Genomic DNA, 16,937 nt, shown 5'->3' on the forward strand with positions numbered 1-16,937 from the left:
CGGCTCAGCCCTGCTGGGCCGGCGCCTCGGTGGCGATCACCGAGAAGCGGGCGCCCAGCGGGTCCGTCAGCTGCGCCATCCGGCCGATGCCGGGCATGGTCTCCGGGCCCATCAGCGCGCTCGCCCCCAGCGCGGTCGCCTTGGCGAAGGTGGCGTCGCAGTCCGCCACCTCGAAGTACGGGTTCCACAGCACCGCCGGGAACTGGGTGTCCGCCATGATCCCGGCGAAGCCGGTGGGCGCGCCGCCCGGCAGCGAGACGACGTTGTAGACCATGTCCGGGCCGATCGGGTTGGGCGTGACGGTCCACCCCAGCACGGCCTCGTAGAAGGCGATCGCCACCGGGCCGTCGTGGGTCTGCAGCTCGACCCAGGAGATGCTGCCCGGAACGTCGACGACCTGGAAGCCGGTGTGCTCCAGCGGTTGCCAGACGGCGAACTTCGCCCCGGTGGGGTCGGTGTACTGGGCCATCCGGCCGGAGGACATCACGTCCATGGCCGGCATCCGGACCGTCCCGCCGGCCATCTCGACGGACTTGCTGGTGGTCTCGACGTCGGCGGTGCCGAAGTAGGGCGTCCAGGCGCCGTCGGCGCCGGGCTCCATGTTCGGGCCGAGGCCGCCGATCATCTTCCCGCCGAGTTCGAGGAAGACGTAGCCGCCGCTGTCCGGGCCGGCGGAGCGGGCGGTCCAGCCGAACAGCTCGGTGTAGAAGGCGGTGCTCGCGTCGACGTCGTTGCTGCCGAGGTCGAGCCAGGTGGGGGTGGAGGGGGTGTTGGAGTTGCTGAGCATGGTGTGCTCCTGCGGGGTGGGGTCGGTGAGGGACTGCGGTTCACTGCCGGTTCACAGTCTTGCGCCGGGCACTGACAATCTGGAGCCCTCGGGGCAGCAGGATCGAAAAGAAATTATTTCGGTCATTTTCGATCACGTTCGATAGTGGCAAAGACAGCGGCCCCGCGCCTGTCGGACCCCGGCGGTACGGTTCCCCCATGCCCGACCGGAATCCCGCAGCGCCGATCCAACTCGCCGAGGTCACCGGTGTGCTGGAGCGGATCACCTATGCCAACGAGGAGACCGGCTACACCGTCGCCCGGGTCGACACCGGCCGTGGCGCGGGGGACCTGCTCACCGTCGTCGGGGCGCTGCTCGGTGCCCAGCCCGGGGAGAGCCTGCGGCTGCACGGCCGCTGGGGCAGCCACCCCCAGTACGGCAAGCAGTTCACCGTCGAGAACTACACCACCGTGCTGCCGGCCACGGTCCAGGGCATCCGCCGCTACCTCGGCTCCGGGCTGATCAAGGGCATCGGTCCGCGACTGGCCGACCGGATCGTGGAGCACTTCGGCACCGAGACCCTGGAGATCATCGAGCAGAGCCCGGCCCGGCTGGTCGAGGTCCCCAAGCTCGGCCCCAAGCGGACCAGACTGATCGCCGCCGCCTGGGAGGAGCAGAAGGCGATCAAGGAGGTGATGATCTTCCTCCAGAGCGTCGGCGTCTCCACCTCCCTGGCCGTCCGCATCTACAAGAACTACGGCGACGACTCGATCCGGGTGGTCCGGGAGGAGCCCTACAAGCTCGCCGCCGACGTCTGGGGCATCGGCTTCCTCACCGCCGACCGGATCGCCCAGGCCGTCGGCATCCCGCACGACAGCCCGCAGCGGGTCAAGGCGGGGCTGCAGCACGCGCTGTCGCAGAGCGCCGACCAGGGCCACTGCTTCCTCCCGGAGGAGCGGCTGATCTCGGAGGCGGTGAAGCTGCTGGCGGTGGAGGTCGGCCTGGTCATCGAGTGCCTGGCCGGTCTGGTCGCGGAGGAGGGCGTGGTCCGCGAGCAGGTGCCGTCGGACGAGGGCGTCGGCGAGAGCCTGACCGCGGTCTACCTGGTCCCCTTCCACCGCGCCGAGATCTCGCTGGCCAACCAGCTGCTGCGGCTGCTCAAGGGCCCGGAGGACCGGCTCCGGGCCTTCGCCGACGTGGACTGGGGCCGGGCCCTGGCCTGGCTGCGGACGCAGACCGGCGCCGACCTCGCGCCCGAGCAGGAGCAGTCGGTGAAGCTGGCCCTCACCGAGAAGGTCGCGGTGCTCACCGGGGGCCCCGGCTGCGGCAAGTCCTTCACCGTGCGCTCCATCGTGACCCTGGCACTGGCCCGTAAGGCCAAGGTGGTGCTGGCCGCCCCCACCGGGCGGGCCGCCAAGCGGCTGGCCGAGCTGACCGGCTGCGAGGCGTCCACGGTGCACCGGCTGCTGGAGCTCAAGCCCGGCGGGGACGCCGCCTACGACCGGGACCGTCCGCTCGACGCCGACCTGGTGGTCGTGGACGAGGCCTCGATGCTGGACCTGCTGCTGGCCAACAAGCTGGTCAAGGCCGTCGCCCCTGGCGCGCACCTGCTGCTGGTCGGCGACGTCGACCAGCTGCCCTCGGTCGGCGCCGGCGAGGTGCTGCGGGACCTGCTGGCCCCCGGCAGCCCGGTCCCGGCGGTGCGGCTGACCCGGATCTTCCGGCAGGCGCAGCAGTCCGGCGTGGTCACCAACGCGCACCGGATCAACGAGGGCGTCCCGCCGATCACCGACGGCATGGCCGACTTCTTCCTCTTCGCCGAGGAGGACACCGAGCTCGCCGCCGGGCTCACGGTGGACGTGGTGGCCCGCCGGATCCCGGCCCGCTTCGGCCTGGACCCGCGCCGGGACGTCCAGGTGCTGGCCCCGATGCACCGCGGCCCGGCCGGCGCCGGCAACCTCAACACGCTGCTGCAGGCCGCGGTCACCCCGTCCCGCCCCGACCTGCCCGAACGCCGCTTCGGCGGGCGGACCTTCCGGGTCGGCGACAAGGTCACCCAGATCCGCAACAACTACGAGAAGGGCGCCAACGGGGTCTTCAACGGCACCGTCGGGGTGGTCACCGCGCTCAACCTGGAGGAGCAGCGGCTCACCGTGGTCACCGACGAGGACGAGGAGGTGCCCTACGACTTCGACGAGCTGGACGAGCTGGCGCACGCCTACGCGGTGACCATCCACCGTTCGCAGGGCAGCGAGTACCCCTGCGTGGTGATCCCGGTCACCACCAGCGCCTGGATGATGCTGCAGCGGAACCTGCTCTACACCGCCGTCACCCGGGCGAAGCAACTGGTGGTGCTGGTGGGGTCCCGGCGCGCCCTGGCCCAGGCCGTTCGGGCTGTTTCCGCTGGTCGCAGGCATACCGCGCTGGACCACCGGCTGCGCACGGGCTGATCGGGCCGCCGTCCTGCTGTCGACTTGTGAACGCACAGCGGTCCGATCTTTGTGGTGTTCAGCTCTTTTTGGGCACCCTGGCTGCACGTTTGTCAGGCAAATGGTGGACAGTGTTATTAGTCAGGGCACCCCTTGAAGAGGTTCATTTCGCTGGTGAGGGAAGACGTGAGCGACAACTCTGTAGTACTCAGCTACCACGGCGACGAGTACGAGTACCCGGTGGTGGACGCCACCGTCGGCAACGCAGGCTTCGACATCTCGAAGCTGCTCAGCCAGACCGGCCTGACCACGCTGGACAACGGCTTCGGCAACACCGCGGCCTGTAAATCGGCGATCACGTACATCGACGGCGACAAGGGGATCCTGCGCTACCGCGGCTACCCCATCGAGCAGCTCGCCGAGCAGGGCACCTTCCTGGAGACCGCGCACCTGCTGATCAAGGGCGAGCTCCCGTCCGCCGCCGAGCTGACCGCGTTCCAGCGGGACGTGTCCCAGCACACCCTGCTGCACGAGGACGTCAAGCGGTTCTACCAGGGCTTCCCGCGTGACGCGCACCCGATGGCGATGCTGTCCTCGGTGGTCAGCGCGCTGTCCACGTTCTACCAGGACAGCCACAACCCGTTCGACGCCGAGCAGCGCGACCTGTCGGCCATAAGGCTGATCGCCAAGCTGCCGACCATCGCGGCCTACGCCTTCAAGAAGGCCCAGGGCCACCCCTTCGTCTACCCGCGCAACGACCTCGGCTACGTCGAGAACTTCCTGCGGATGACCTTCGCGGTGCCGGCCGAGGACTACGAGCTGAACCCGGTCGTCGTCAGCGCCCTGGAGAAGCTGCTGATCCTGCACGCGGACCACGAGCAGAACTGCTCCACCTCCACGGTCCGCCTGGTGGGCTCCTCGCAGGCCAACCTGTTCGCCTCCATCTCGGCCGGCATCAACGCGCTCTGGGGCCCGCTGCACGGCGGTGCCAACCAGGCCGTGCTGGAGATGCTCACCGCGATCAAGAACGACGGCGGCGACGTCGACGCCTTCATCCGCAAGGTGAAGAACAAGGAAGACGGCGTGAAGCTGATGGGCTTCGGGCACCGCGTCTACAAGAGCTTCGACCCGCGCGCCCAGATCATCAAGAGCGCCGCCCACGACGTCCTGGCCCAGCTGGGCAAGGCCGACGAGCTGCTGGACATCGCGCTGAAGCTGGAGGAGCACGCGCTCACCGACGACTACTTCGTCTCGCGCAAGCTCTACCCCAACGTGGACTTCTACACCGGCCTGATCTACCGCGCGATGGGCTTCCCGACCAGCATGTTCACCGTGCTGTTCGCCATGGGCCGACTGCCGGGCTGGATCGCCCACTGGCAGGAGATGATCACGGACCCGACCAACAAGATCGGCCGTCCGCGGCAGATCTACACCGGCATCGAGACCCGCGACTACGTCCCCGTCTCGGAGCGCTGAGCGCCCTCGGCAGGAACGTCGAGGCGCGCACGGCGCGGACCGTAGGGGGAGGCCGCTCAACCACCCCCCGGCCGCGCCGTGCGCCTGTCGGCCACCCAGCGACGGAGGCCGACGTACGGGGTCCGCCGGAACCCCGATTCACGTGTTGTAACACACAACAGGGGGCCGGAAGTTACGCCGGTCCCCTGTGACTCCGCTCTCATGGCGCAGAGTAGTGGTGATGTGACGTCAGAACGCCTCAGTCCCGCTGCCCCTGGAAGCTCCGCAGCCGCAGGCTGTTGCTCACCACGAACACCGAGGAGAAGGCCATGGCCGCTCCGGCGATCATGGGGTTGAGCAGGCCGAACGCGGCCAGCGGCAGTGCCGCCACGTTGTAGCCGAAGGCCCAGAACAGGTTCCCCTTGATGGTGCCGAGGGTCCGTCGGGACAGCCGGATGGCGTCCGCGGCGGCCCGCAGGTCGCCACGGACCAGAGTGAGGTCGGCCGCCTCGATGGCGGCGTCGGTGCCGGTGCCCATCGCCAGTCCGAGATCGGCCCGGGCAAGTGCGGCGGCGTCGTTCACCCCGTCGCCGACCATGGCCACGGTGCGGCCCTCGGCCTGGAGCCGGGCCACCACCGCGGCCTTGTCCTCCGGCAGCACCTCGGCGATCACCTGGTCCTGGTCGATGCCGACCTCGCGGGCCACGCTCGCCGCCACGGCCCGGTTGTCGCCGGTCAGCAGCACCGGCGTCAGCCCCAGCGCCCGGAGCCTGCGCACCGCCTCGGCACTGGTCGGCCGCACCGCGTCGGCGACCACCAGGACGGCCCGTACCGCTCCGTCCCAGCCCACGGTGACCGCGGTGAGGCCCGACCTCTCGGCGCTCTCCCTGGCGGCCAGCAGCGGCTCCGGCAGCGCACCGTCCCCGTGCACGAAGCCCTCCCGGCCGGCCAGCACCAGATGCCCCTGCACCACGCCCTGGACGCCGAGCCCGGGAGTGTTCCGGAAACCGTCGACCGGTGGCAGCACGCCGTCCGGTTCGGCGGCGGCCGCGGCATCCGCGACGGCCCGGGCGATCGGGTGCTCGGAGGCGTGCTCCAGCGCCCCGGCCAGCCGCAGCGCCTCCGCGCCGCTGACGCCCTCGACCGTGTGCACGGAGCGCAGCGCCATCTGACCGGTCGTCACCGTGCCGGTCTTGTCCAGCACCACGGTGTCCACGGCCCGGGTGGACTCCAGCACCTCGGGGCCCTTGATCAGGATGCCCAGCTGGGCACCGCGCCCGGTGCCCACCATCAGTGCGGTGGGGGTGGCCAGGCCCAGCGCGCAGGGGCAGGCGATGATCAGCACCGCCACCGCGGCGGTGAACGCCTCGGCCGCGTTGCCGCTGACGGCCAGCCAGCCGAGGAGCGTGGCCACGGCGATGGCCAGGACCACCGGCACGAACACGGCGGAGATCCGGTCGGCCAGCCGCTGGGCCGCGGCCTTGCCGTTCTGCGCCTCCTCGACCAGCTTGGCCATCCGGGCCAGCCGGGTGTCGGCGCCCACACCGGTGGCCCGGACCACCAGCCGTCCTCCGCAGTTGACGGTGGCTCCGGTGACCGGATCGCCCGGGGCGACCTCGGTGGGGACGGACTCCCCGGTCAGCAGCGAGGTGTCCACGGCCGAGCTGCCCTCGGCCACGACGCCGTCGGTGGCGATCTTCTCCCCGGGCCGGACCACCAGCAGGTCGCCGACGGCCAGCGCGGAGACCGGCACCCGTACCTCGCGGCCGTCGCGCAGCACCGCGGCGTCCTTGGCGCCCAGCGACAGCAGGGCGTGCAGCGCGGCGCCGGCCCGGCGCTTCGCCCTGGCCTCCAGGTAGCGGCCGAGCAGGATGAAGGCGGTGACCCCGGCCGCGGTCTCCAGGTAGAGCGTCGAGGAGGCGTCGCCCGCGCCGACCTCCAGGCTGAAGCCGTGGGTCATCCCCGGCATCCCGGCGGTGCCCAGGAACAGCGCCCAGGTGGACCAGCCGAAGGCGGCCAGGGTGCCGAGCGAGACCAGGGTGTCCATGGTCGCGGCGCCGTGGCGCAGATTGGTCCAGGCGGCGCGGTGGAACGGCCACCCCCCGTACGCCACCACCGGTCCGGTGAGCGCGAAGGAGAGCCACTGCCAGTTGCGGAACTGGAGCGCGGGGACCATGGCCAGCAGCACCACCGGCAGGCTGAGGGCGACGGTGACCAGCAGCCGCTGCCGCAGCGCGGCGAGCCCGTCGGGGGCGGCACCGGTGTCGCCGGCCGGATCGGGTCCGGCCTCGGGCTCCGGCCGCGGGGCCTCGGCGGTGTAGCCGGTGCGCTCGACCGTGGCGATCAGGTCGTCCACGGCCAGACTCGGGGCGTAGCTGATGCTGGCCCGCTCGGTGGCGTAGTTGACGGTGGCCTCGACGCCGTCCATGCGGTTGAGCTTCTTCTCGATCCGCGCGGCGCAGGAGGCACAGGTCATCCCGCCGATGGACAGCTCGACCCGGGTGCGGGGAGCGTCGTCGGCGACGGTTCGGGAGTCCGGCAGGCCTATGCCGGGCGTCGCGGTGCTCATGGTGCCCACTCTCCTCTCATGGGGTCCGGCCTCTCATGGGGTCCGGCCTCGCGGGATCGAGGCCCCGGGGCCTCGATCCCCGACCGGTGCTCAGGCCCGGCCGACCAGCTGGTAGCCCGCCTCGTCGACGGCGCTGCGCACGGCCTCGTCCTCCAGCGGCTGCTCGGAGGCGACGGTGACCGTGCCGGCCTTGGCGTCCGCGCTGACCTCGGTGACCCCGGGCAGGGCGCTGATCTCCTCGCTCACCGACTTCTCGCAGTGACCGCAGCTCATGCCCGAGACGGTGAAGACGGCAGTGGACATGTTGTTCCTCCATGAGTCGGTGCTGTGCTCTCTGACCTATCCAACACCATACCCCTAGGGGGTATTTCGACGCAGCGCTGGAAAGTTCGGAAATCCGGATCGGTCGCGGGCTTCCGGTACAGAGGGTAACCAGAGGGACACGATGTGACGGCTTCCGCCCCGGGAAACGCCGTCGGCCCGCCCCCGGGTGGGGACGGGCCGGGCGGGCTTGCGACGGAGGGTGACGGGGCGGCGGGCCGGACCGGCGGGCTCAGCCCAGCGGCAGCAGGTCGGGGCGCTTGGCCGAGACGGCGTCCCCGGAGGACTCGCCGCGGAGCCGGCGGCCGACCCAGGGGAGCAGGTGCTCGCGGGCCCAGTGCAGGTTCTCCCGGCGCAGTTCGGCCGGGGTGTGCACCGGGGTGGCCGGCCAGGGGGCGTCCGGGGCCTCGGCGGTGTCCAGGCCCAGGGCGCGGGCGGCCAGCAGGGCGACCCGCTGGTGGCCCTCGGGGGAGAGGTGCAGCCGGTCCTCGCTCCAGGCCTGCCGGTCCCGCAGCGTCCGCAGTGCCCAGATGTCGGTGACCGCGAGGTCGTTGCGGTCGGCGATGGCGCGCAGATGGGCGTTGTAGGTGGCGATCTTGCCGCGCAGGTGCTTGAGCACGGGGGTGTCGCGGGTGTCGAAGCCGGTGCAGATCAGCACGGTGCCGGCGGAGTCGCGCAGCCGCGCGGCGGCCGCCTCGAAGCGCTCGGCGACCTCGTCCGGGTCGCTGCCGGGCCGCAGGATGTCGTTGCCGCCGGCGGTGAAGCTGACCAGGTCGGGCTGCATCTGCTGGATCCGGGGCACCTGCTCCTCGACGATCTGGTCCAGCAGCCGGCCGCGCACCGCGAGGTTGGCGTAGCGGAAGTCGTAGGGGCCCTCGGGGGTGCGCGGGCGGCCCTCGGCGAGCAGCCGGGCCAGCCGGTCGGCCCAACCGGCGAATCCGCCCTCCGGATCGGGGTCGTTGAGGCCTTCGGTGAAGCTGTCCCCGAGGGCGACGTAGGAAGTGAACGCGGGAGTCTCAGTCTGCGCAGCCATGCCGAAAATACTTCACCACCTCAAGTGACCTACGCCACCGTAGGTGTGGCTTGACGGTGGTGATAAGGACCACGTAAAGGGCGGGAATAGTCGGGAGGGGGTGAAGGGGCCGGATTCTCCGGCCTCCTGCCTGGTCGGGTGGGTGAACACTATGTCCGCGTTCATCCGATATTCAGGTAGATTCGCCGTGTGACAGGGGATCAGCCCGACCGGGCCGAGCAGCGCGGCGACGTGGGGACCTATGCGCTCGGCTACGACGCGGCCGCGCTGCTCAAGGCCAGCCTGTGGAAGCGGCTGCTGGCCCCCTGCCTGGTGATGACCCTGGTCTCGGCGCTGGACATCCTGGCGGGCGACAACACCTACCTCGCCTCGCTGCTGTCCGTGGTCCCCCCGCTGGCCGCACTGACGTTGTACCCGCTGGAACTGGTGCTGACCAGCGGTCTGGGCATGGCGCTGCTGGTGGCCCTGAGCCGCTACGACGGACTCGACCAGCCGTACGACCGGCGGCTCTTCTACGGCACCCTGGTCTCCTACCTCGCGCTGTCCGCCGCCAGCGTCTTCATCTCCTACTTCCGGATCGTCCGCACCCGGCACCTGGTCGCCATGAGCACCGTCGCCGAGGCCGCCCAGCTGGCACTGCTGCGCCCGCCCGGGCCGACCGTCGGCGACATCCGGCTGGCCGCACGCTATGTCTCCGCTGCCGACTCGGCGAAGATCGGCGGGGACCTGTACGGGGTGCTGGACACCCCGTTCGGGGTACGCGCGATCATCGGCGATGTGCGCGGCAAGGGGCTCGCCGCGGTGCAGTCCGCCGCCGTGGTGCTGGGCGCCTTCCGCGAGGCCGCGTACGACGAGGCGGAGCTGACCGGGGTGGCCCGGCGGCTGGAGGCCAGCGTGATGCGGCACGTGCCCTCCGGGGAGTTCATCACCGCGCTGCTGGTGGGCTTCGGCCAGCCCGACAGCGTCGAACTGCTGCACTGCGGGCACGTCCCGCCGCTGCTGGTGCCCGGGAGCGGTACCCCGCGGCTGCTCGACCCGCCGGATCCCTGGGTGCCGCTGGGGCTGGCCCACCTCGCCCCCGGCGGCCCGCGGCCGTGGACGGTGCCCTTCGTCAAGGGCGATGTGCTGGTGCTGTGCACCGACGGGGTGGTGGAGGCCCGGCACCGGGGCGGCGGTGCGTTCTACCCGCTGGCGGAGCGCGCCCCCGCGCTGGTCTCCGAGAGCGGCGCCGACGTGGAGGCGGCCGTCGCCCGCATCTACGCCGACCTGCTCCGGCACGCCGGCGGGTCGCTGCGGGACGACGCCGCGCTGCTGCTGCTGGCCAGGGACGCGCAGGCACTGCCGGCCGACCCGTCACCCGGACGGTCGGCGTCCGAGTGCGAGGGGGATCCCCCGGCCTGACACTTGGGCGACAGGCGATCAAGGAGGAGTCGACATGTTCCAGCTCATTTGGATCATCATCGTGGGCGCCGTGCTGGGCGTCCTGGCGAAGATGCTTCTCCCCGGCAAGCAGGCCATCCCGTTCTGGCTCACGGTGCTCTGCGGCATCGTCGGCGCGCTGCTCGGCAACCTGGTCGCCTCCTGGATCGGAGTCCGCCACACCAGCGGCATCGACTGGATCCGGCACCTGCTGCAACTGGTCGGCGCCCTGGTGGTGGTGGGTGCGGGGGCGACCTTCTGGCCCCAGGTCAGGTCCAAGAACTGACCCTGCGTTCCACCGGGTCCCCCGGCAGGCCGACTCACGGTCTGCCGGGGGACCCGGCGCGCGGTTGGTGCGGAGGCGGGAATGCCGGAACACCTTAATCGTTGATGATGTCAAGTTGTTGCAGTACTCTCGACGGCATGAATCGCACCTCCGAGCCGTCCACCGCCGCCGTCCCGACCAAGGCGGACCTGATCGAGGAGTTCGCCGCCATCGGGGCCGCGTACTACCAGGACTTCGCCGCGGTCGCCGCACGGCACGGGCTGACGTCGGTGCAGGCCAAGGCGCTCGCGGTGCTGGTGCGCCGGCCGCTGCCGATGCGCGGGATCGCCGAGCAGCTGGTCTGCGACGCGTCCAATGTGACCGGGCTCGTCGACCGGCTGGAGGCGCGCGGGCTGGTCCGTCGCGAGGTGGGGGCCAGCGACCGGCGGATCAAGATCGTGGTCGCCACGGACGCGGGTGAAGCCGCGATTCGCGCGGTGCGGGCGGACATGCAGGCTACGCATGAGGCGCTGGATCTGCTCAGCGAGGAGGAGCGGAGCGTGCTGCACGAGTTGCTGACGCGGTTGCGGCCGGTGCTGGAGCAGGGCTGAGCGTGGGCTTTCGGGTGCGGCTCGTGCATGGCTTGTCGCGCAGTTCCCCGCGCCCCCAAACACCAGGGGCGCGGGGAACTGCGCGAACAACCCGCTACGGTCCGCACTCGAAAACGCTACCTGAGGGCCTCGATGGCCTTCAGGATGCGTTGCTCGGAGACCGTGTAGGGGGTGCCGAGCGGCTGAGCCCACAGGCTGACGCGTAGTTCCTCGATCATCCAGCGGATCTGCAGCACGCCCTCCTCGTCGCGACGGTCCGGCGGCAGCTGGGCCAGCAGCTCGGCGTAGGCGTCCTGCATCCGGATCACCGCCACCGTGCGGTCCCGGTCCCGGTGCGGATCGTCCGGGAGCTTGACCAGCCGGCGTTCGATCGCCTTGAGGTAGCGCAGCAGGTCCGGCAGCCGGCGCTGGCCGGTCGTGGCGACGAAGCCGGGGTGGATCAGCTCGGTCAGCTGGGCCCTGACGTCGGTGAGGCCGGTGAGCACCGCCAGGCTGTTGCTGATGCCCTTCAGACGCTCCGTCACCCGGTGGTTCACCGCCAGGATGTTGGCGACCTTGACCACGGTGTCGGCGGTGACGTCGTAGAGCTCGGCGCGGACCGAGTCCCGCAGCCGCTTGTAGGACTCCTCGTCCCAGGCCGGGCCGCCCGCGTCGGCGATCAGCCGGTCCGCGGCGGCGGTCAGGCAGTCGGCGAACAGGGCCTCGGTGCTGCCGTGCGGATTGGCCGCCAGCGCCAGCTTGGCGCCGTTGCCCAGCCGCGACTGGATCGCGTTGACGGGGGAGTTCACCCCGAGCAGCAGCAGCCTGCGGGTGCCGGCCAGCATCGCCCGCTGCTGGGCCCTGGACGTGTCCAGCAGCCGTACCGACACCGAGTCGCCGTCGTCGACCAGGGCCGGGAAGCCCTTGACTGTCTGCGCGCCGCGCTTCTGCTCGAAGGTGTACGGCAGCTCGCCGATGGTCCAGTCGGTCAGCCCGCGCTTCTCCAGGCCGCCGGCGGCCTCGGCGATGGCGGCCTGGGTGCGGCTGCGCAGGTCGAGCTTGAGCGCCTCCAGGTCCTTGGACTCGGCCAGCTTGCGGTTCTTCTCGTCCACCACCCGGAAGGTGATCCGCAGGTGGTCCGGGACCGCCTCGTAGTTCCAGCTCTCCCGGGGCACCGGGATCCCGCGCAGTTCGTGCAGCTGCCACTCCAGCAGTTCCACCAGCGGCTTGTCCTCGGTGGAGGGGGTCGACGGGTCGAGCTTCGCCAGGCCGCGCATCAGGTGCTTGGCGTAGTCCGGGGCCGGTACGAAGTTGCGGCGCAGCGCCTTGGGGAGCGACCGGATCAGCGCGGTGACCAGGTCCTCGCGCAGGCCCGGGATCTGCCAGTCGAAGCCGGTCGGCCGCACCTGGTTGAGCAGGGTCAGCGGGATGTGGACGGTCACGCCGTCCGCCTCCGCGCCGGGCTCGAACTGGTAGGTGAGCGGCAGCGCGATGTCGCCCTGGTGCCAGACGGACGGGTAGTCCCGCTCGGTGACCGTCGCCGCGTTGTCGTTGACCAGCAGGTCCGGGGTGAAGGTCAGCAGGTCGGGGCGGGTGCGGTGGGTCTTCTTCCACCAGCTGTCGAAGTGCGCCCCGGACACCACCTCGGAGCCGATCCGCTGGTCGTAGAAGTCGAACAGGGTCTCCTCGTCGACCAGGATGTCCCGGCGGCGGGCCCGGTTCTCCAGCTCCTCGACCTCGTCCAGCAGCTTGCGGTTGTCGTGGAAGAAGCGGTGGTGGGTGCGCCACTCGCCCTCGACCAGGGCCCGGCGGATGAACAGCTCCCGGGAGAGCTCCGGGTCGATGGAGCCGTAGCCGACCCGGCGCTGGGCGACCAGGGTCACCCCGTACAGGGTGACCTTCTCGAAGGCGACGACCTGGCCCCGGTCCTTCTCCCAGTGCGGTTCGCTGTAGCTGCGCTTGAGCAGGTGGGCGGCCTGCTCCTCGATCCACTCGGGCTCGACCTTGGCGGCGATCCGGGCCCAGAGGCGGGAGGTCTCCACCAGCTCGGCGGCGATCACCCAGCGCGGGGTCTTCTTGAAGAGGGCGCTGCCGGGGAAGATCGCGAACTTGGCGCTGCGGGCGCCGAAGTACTCCTGCTTCTCGGCGTCCTTGAGGCCGATGTGGGAGAGCAGCCCGGCCAGCAGCGAGCGGTGCACGGCGTCGCCGTCCACCTCGTCGGCGGGGTGGCCCAGCTCGATCTCCAGTGACCTGGCCACCTGGCGCAGCTGTGCGTCGATGTCCTGCCACTCGCGTATCCGCAGGTAGTTCAGGAACTCCGACTTGCACATCCGGCGGAACTGGCTGGAGGACAGAGCCTTCTGCTGGTCCTTCAGATAGCGCCAGAGGTTGAGGTAGGTGAGGAAGTCCGAGGTCGGGTCGGTGAACCGGGCGTGCAGCTGGTCGGCGTGCGCCCGCTTCTCCACCGGGCGCTCGCGCGGGTCCTGGATGGACAGCGCCGCGGTGATCACCATGACCTCGCGGACCACGCCGTGCTTCTCGGCCTCCAGCACCATCCGGGCCAGCCGGGGGTCCACCGGCAGCGCGGAGAGCTTGCGGCCGACCGGGGTGAGGGTGTTGACCCTGCCGCTGGTCTGCAGCGCGCCCAGCTCCTGGAGCAGGTCCACGCCGTCCTTGATGTTGCGCCGGTCCGGCGGCTCCAGGAACGGGAAGGCGCCGATGTCGCCCAGACCGGCCGCGGTCATCTGCAGGATGACCGAGGCGAGGTTGGTGCGCAGGATCTCCGGGTCGGTGAACTCGGGGCGGGAGAGGAAGTCCTCCTCCGAGTACAGCCGGATGCAGATGCCGTCCGAGGTGCGGCCGCAGCGGCCCTTGCGCTGGTTGGCGCTGGCCTGCGAGACCGCCTCGATGGGCAGCCGCTGGACCTTGGTGCGGTGGCTGTAGCGGGAGATGCGGGCGGTGCCGGGGTCGATCACGTAGCGGATGCCCGGGACGGTGAGCGAGGTCTCGGCGACATTGGTGGCCAGCACGATGCGGCGGCCGTTGTGCGGCTGGAAGACGCGGTGCTGCTCGGCGGAGGAGAGCCGGGCGTAGAGCGGCACGATCTCGGTGAACCTGAGGTTCTGCTTCTCCAGCGCGTCGGCGGTGTCGCGGATCTCGCGCTCGCCGGAGAGGAACACCAGGATGTCGCCCTGGCCCTCGCGGCCGAGCTCGTCGACGGCGTCGCAGATCGCCTGGACCTGGTCGCGGTCGCGGTCCGGGCCGTCCTCGGTCTCCTCGTCGCCCTCCTCGATCACCGGGCGGTAGCGGACCTCGACCGGGTAGGTGCGGCCGGAGACCTCGATGATCGGGGCGTCCTCGCCGCTGCGGGGGTCGGCGAAGTGGCGGGCGAAGCGCTCCGGGTCGATCGTCGCCGAAGTGATGACCAGCTTGAGGTCGGGGCGCTTGGGCAGCAGCTGCTTGAGGTAGCCGAGGATGAAGTCGATGTTGAGGCTGCGCTCGTGCGCCTCGTCGATGATCAGGGTGTCGTACTGGCGCAGCAGCCGGTCGTTCTGGATCTCGGCGAGCAGGATGCCGTCGGTCATCACCTTGACCGCGGTCTCTGGACCCACCTGGTCGGTGAAGCGGACCTTCCAGCCGACGGTCCGGCCCAGCTCGGTGCCCAGCTCCTCGGCCACGCGTTCGGCGACGGTGCGGGCGGCGATCCGGCGCGGCTGGGTGTGGCCGATCAGGCCGCGGACGCCGCGGCCCAGTTCCAGGCAGATCTTGGGGATCTGGGTGGTCTTCCCGGAGCCGGTCTCACCGGCGATGATCACGACCTGGTTGTCCCTGATCGCTTCGAGGATGTCCTCGCGGCGGGCGCTGACCGGCAGTGACTCGGGGTAGGTCGGCGTCGGCACCGAGGCGCGGCGGTTGGCGACGCGCAGTTCGGCGGCCTCGATCTCGGCGGCCACGGCGGCCTGGGCGCGTTCGCGCTTCTCGGGCTCTCGCTGCTTGCGCAGGCTCTCCAGCCGGCGGCCGAGCCGCTCCTCGTCGCGCAGGGTCAGCGCGGGGAGCTTGGCGATCAGTTCGGCGAGCGTGCCGGTGGCCAGCCCGGCGTCCCCGCGCGGGGCGTCGGCGCTCCGGCGCGGGCTCCGGGGCTCCCGGCGTGGAGCATCGCTCTCCCCGCGCGCGGCACCGACCTCCCTGCGCTGGGCGTTCCCGCCCTCCCTGTGCTGGGCGTTTCCGCCCTCGCTCCGGCGCCCGCCACCGCGCGAGCGCCCGCCGCGGGGACGGCGCGCGGGGGTGGCCGCGTCCGTGTCCGCGGGCGCGGCCACAGGCGCGCTCGGGGAGGGACTCGCGGGGGTGTCGGGATGTGCGGAATCGCCGGCCGGAGCGGCGGTGGAGGGGGCGACTGCGGAGGAGTCGACGGCGGCGGAGCTCTGCGGGGTACCCATTGCGCCCTCCAGCCTACGCAAGCGGCCCCCTCACCTGTCGACCCGATATCGCCGCAGCCCGTCGGGGTCCTGCTCCGCGCGGGTGAAGCCGCTGCGGGCCAGCACCCGTTGCGAGGCCGTGTTCTCCGGCGTGGTGAGGGCCAGCACGCTGCGGACGGCGGGGTGGGCGAAGGCGAAGGAGGTGAGCGCGTGCACGGCCTCGGTGGCGTGCCCGGCGCCGCGGGCCTCCGGGACCAGGTCGTAGCCGATCTCCACGGTCCCGTCCGCGCCGGGCGGTCCGTGGAAGCCGATGCTGCCGATGGCGTGTCCGTCCTCGCGCCGGATGATCGCGTAGAGGCCCCAGGGCGGACGGTGCCAGCCGACCTCGTCGGCCCGGGCGACCGCGCCCGCCATCGCCCTGGTCCCCTCGCCCGGCCCCTGCCCGAGCCACCACCATCCGCCGCCGCCCCCGAAGGCGAGGTCCAGCGCCGCGGTGGGGCTGACGGCGGGGAGGTGAAGTCGCAGGGTGCTGATCACCCGACCCAGTATGGTCCGTGCCCGGCCCCGGTACGGGGCGTGCAGGTCGGTCCCGGTACGGGTGGTGCCGGTCAGTCGCCGTTGACGCGGAGCAGCAGCTTGCCGGTGCTGCTGCGGCTCTCGACCAGGCGGTGCGCCTCGGCGGCCTGCTCCAGCGGGAACTCGGCGGTGACCGGGAGCCGGACGCCGTCCGCCGCGGCGAGGCCGAAAGCGGTCTCGGTGAGATCGCGCAGGGCCTGCGGGTCGGCGGCGGCCAGGCCCAGGATGCTGAACGCGGAGACCGACAGCGCCTTGGCGGCGAGGTCGGCGAAGCCGGCGCTCCAGGGCTCGGCGTCGCCGGCGTTGCCGTAGGAGACGGCCCTTCCGTAACGGGCGAGCGAGGCGACGCCGCGCCGCCAGGTGTCGCCGCCGACCGGGTCGAGCAGCAGGTCGACGCCGCGTCCGCCGGTGGCACGGGCCACCTGCTCGTCGAAGTCGGCGCCGACGAAGACCTCGTCGTAGCCGAAGTCCAGGGCGTACTTGGCCTTGTCGGGGTGCGAGACCACGCCGTAGACCCTGGCCGCCCCGGCGAGTCTGGCGACCTGCCCGAGCGCCGTGCCGACGCCGCCGGCCGCGCCCTGGACCAGCACCGTCTCGCCGGCGCGGAGCCGTCCGGCGTGGTGCACCAGGGCGTAGGCGGTGGGCAGTACCGAGGGCAGGGTCGCGGCGTCGCGCAGACCGAGCCCGTCCGGGACGGCGAAGGTGCGGGCGGCGTCGGCGACCACCGCCTCGGCGTAGCCGCCGGTGTCCAGCAGCGCGGCCACCTGCTGCCCCGGCCGGAAGCCGGTGACGCCTGCGCCGACGGCGCGGACCAGGCCGGACACCTCAAGACCCGGCACGAAGGGCAGGGTGGTGACCCGGTAGCCGACGGAACGGGCCTTGATCTCGGCGAAGTTGATCCCGGCGTAGGCGGTGTCGATGAGGACCTGCCCCGGTCCCGGTTCGGGCGCCGGAATCTCACGCAGGGTCAGGACCTCAGGTGCACCGAGCTGTTCTACGACGACTGCACGCATGGCATACCCCCGGAGGACGAACCAAAGTGTTCGATGATTTGCGAACAGTGATGAGTGTACGCGTTTGATCGAACACTTCAAGCGAA

At 71.5% G+C, this 16,937-nt stretch carries 12 protein-coding genes; 5 read left to right on the forward strand and 7 right to left on the reverse strand.

Annotated elements, in window-relative coordinates; all coding sequences use genetic code 11:
- Positions 1 to 4: 4 nt before the first annotated feature.
- The gene (locus IF29_RS0105470; protein ID WP_030250336.1) at positions 5 to 787 is read right to left on the reverse strand and encodes a VOC family protein; all 783 of its coding nucleotides are present in this window, start codon (positions 785 to 787) and stop codon (positions 5 to 7) included.
- Between the two features lie 197 nt (positions 788 to 984).
- Between IF29_RS0105470 and recD2 the strand changes: the two genes are divergently transcribed.
- Both recD2 and IF29_RS0105480 read left to right on the forward strand, forming a co-directional pair.
- Positions 985 to 3,216 carry an SF1B family DNA helicase RecD2 gene (recD2, locus tag IF29_RS0105475; protein ID WP_030250338.1) on the forward strand — a complete coding sequence of 744 codons (2,232 nt, stop codon included), beginning with the start codon at positions 985 to 987 and terminating at the stop codon, positions 3,214 to 3,216.
- A gap of 165 nt (positions 3,217 to 3,381) precedes the next feature.
- On the forward strand, positions 3,382 to 4,671 hold the full coding sequence (locus tag IF29_RS0105480; protein WP_030250341.1) for a citrate synthase: 1,290 nt from the start codon (positions 3,382 to 3,384) through the stop codon (positions 4,669 to 4,671).
- 238 nt (positions 4,672 to 4,909) lie between these two features.
- Here IF29_RS0105480 and IF29_RS0105485 read toward each other — a convergent pair whose 3' ends face one another.
- From IF29_RS0105485 to IF29_RS0105495, 3 genes are all read right to left on the reverse strand, one after another.
- Positions 4,910 to 7,219 (reverse strand): heavy metal translocating P-type ATPase, encoded by a 2,310-nt coding sequence (locus tag IF29_RS0105485; RefSeq protein ID WP_051724927.1) that lies wholly within the window; start codon positions 7,217 to 7,219, stop codon positions 4,910 to 4,912.
- 90 nt (positions 7,220 to 7,309) lie between these two features.
- On the reverse strand, positions 7,310 to 7,522 hold the full coding sequence (locus IF29_RS0105490; protein ID WP_030250347.1) for a heavy-metal-associated domain-containing protein: 213 nt from the start codon (positions 7,520 to 7,522) through the stop codon (positions 7,310 to 7,312).
- A gap of 250 nt (positions 7,523 to 7,772) precedes the next feature.
- The gene (locus tag IF29_RS0105495; RefSeq protein WP_030250348.1) at positions 7,773 to 8,573 is read right to left on the reverse strand and encodes an SGNH/GDSL hydrolase family protein; all 801 of its coding nucleotides are present in this window, start codon (positions 8,571 to 8,573) and stop codon (positions 7,773 to 7,775) included.
- A 189-nt stretch (positions 8,574 to 8,762) separates the two neighbouring features.
- Here IF29_RS0105495 and IF29_RS0105500 point away from each other — a divergent pair, with 189 nt between their 5' ends.
- The 3 genes from IF29_RS0105500 (at position 8,763) to IF29_RS0105510 (ending at position 10,868) form a co-directional block, all read left to right on the forward strand.
- Entirely contained in the window at positions 8,763 to 9,974 is a 1,212-nt protein-coding gene (locus IF29_RS0105500; protein WP_051724928.1) for a PP2C family protein-serine/threonine phosphatase, read from the forward strand.
- Positions 9,975 to 10,008: 34 nt separating this feature from the next.
- Entirely contained in the window at positions 10,009 to 10,278 is a 270-nt protein-coding gene (locus IF29_RS0105505; protein ID WP_030250352.1) for a GlsB/YeaQ/YmgE family stress response membrane protein, read from the forward strand.
- Between the two features lie 137 nt (positions 10,279 to 10,415).
- Positions 10,416 to 10,868 carry a MarR family winged helix-turn-helix transcriptional regulator gene (locus tag IF29_RS0105510; protein ID WP_030250354.1) on the forward strand — a complete coding sequence of 151 codons (453 nt, stop codon included), beginning with the start codon at positions 10,416 to 10,418 and terminating at the stop codon, positions 10,866 to 10,868.
- Between the two features lie 116 nt (positions 10,869 to 10,984).
- Here the strand turns inward: IF29_RS0105510 and hrpA are convergent, their stop codons facing one another.
- The 3 genes from hrpA to IF29_RS0105525 form a co-directional block, all read right to left on the reverse strand.
- Positions 10,985 to 15,283 (reverse strand): ATP-dependent RNA helicase HrpA, encoded by a 4,299-nt coding sequence (gene hrpA, locus IF29_RS0105515; protein WP_084713592.1) that lies wholly within the window; start codon positions 15,281 to 15,283, stop codon positions 10,985 to 10,987.
- A gap of 30 nt (positions 15,284 to 15,313) precedes the next feature.
- Positions 15,314 to 15,799 carry a GNAT family N-acetyltransferase gene (locus IF29_RS0105520; RefSeq protein ID WP_051724929.1) on the reverse strand — a complete coding sequence of 162 codons (486 nt, stop codon included), beginning with the start codon at positions 15,797 to 15,799 and terminating at the stop codon, positions 15,314 to 15,316.
- Between the two features lie 71 nt (positions 15,800 to 15,870).
- Positions 15,871 to 16,851, reverse strand: a complete 981-nt coding sequence (locus IF29_RS0105525) for a quinone oxidoreductase family protein (RefSeq protein WP_030250362.1) — start codon at positions 16,849 to 16,851, stop codon at positions 15,871 to 15,873.
- Positions 16,852 to 16,937 lie beyond the last annotated feature (86 nt).

The sequence above is a fragment of the Streptacidiphilus jeojiense genome, assembly GCF_000719095.1.
In the GTDB taxonomy this organism is placed as follows: Bacteria; Actinomycetota; Actinomycetes; order Streptomycetales; family Streptomycetaceae; genus Streptacidiphilus; species Streptacidiphilus jeojiensis.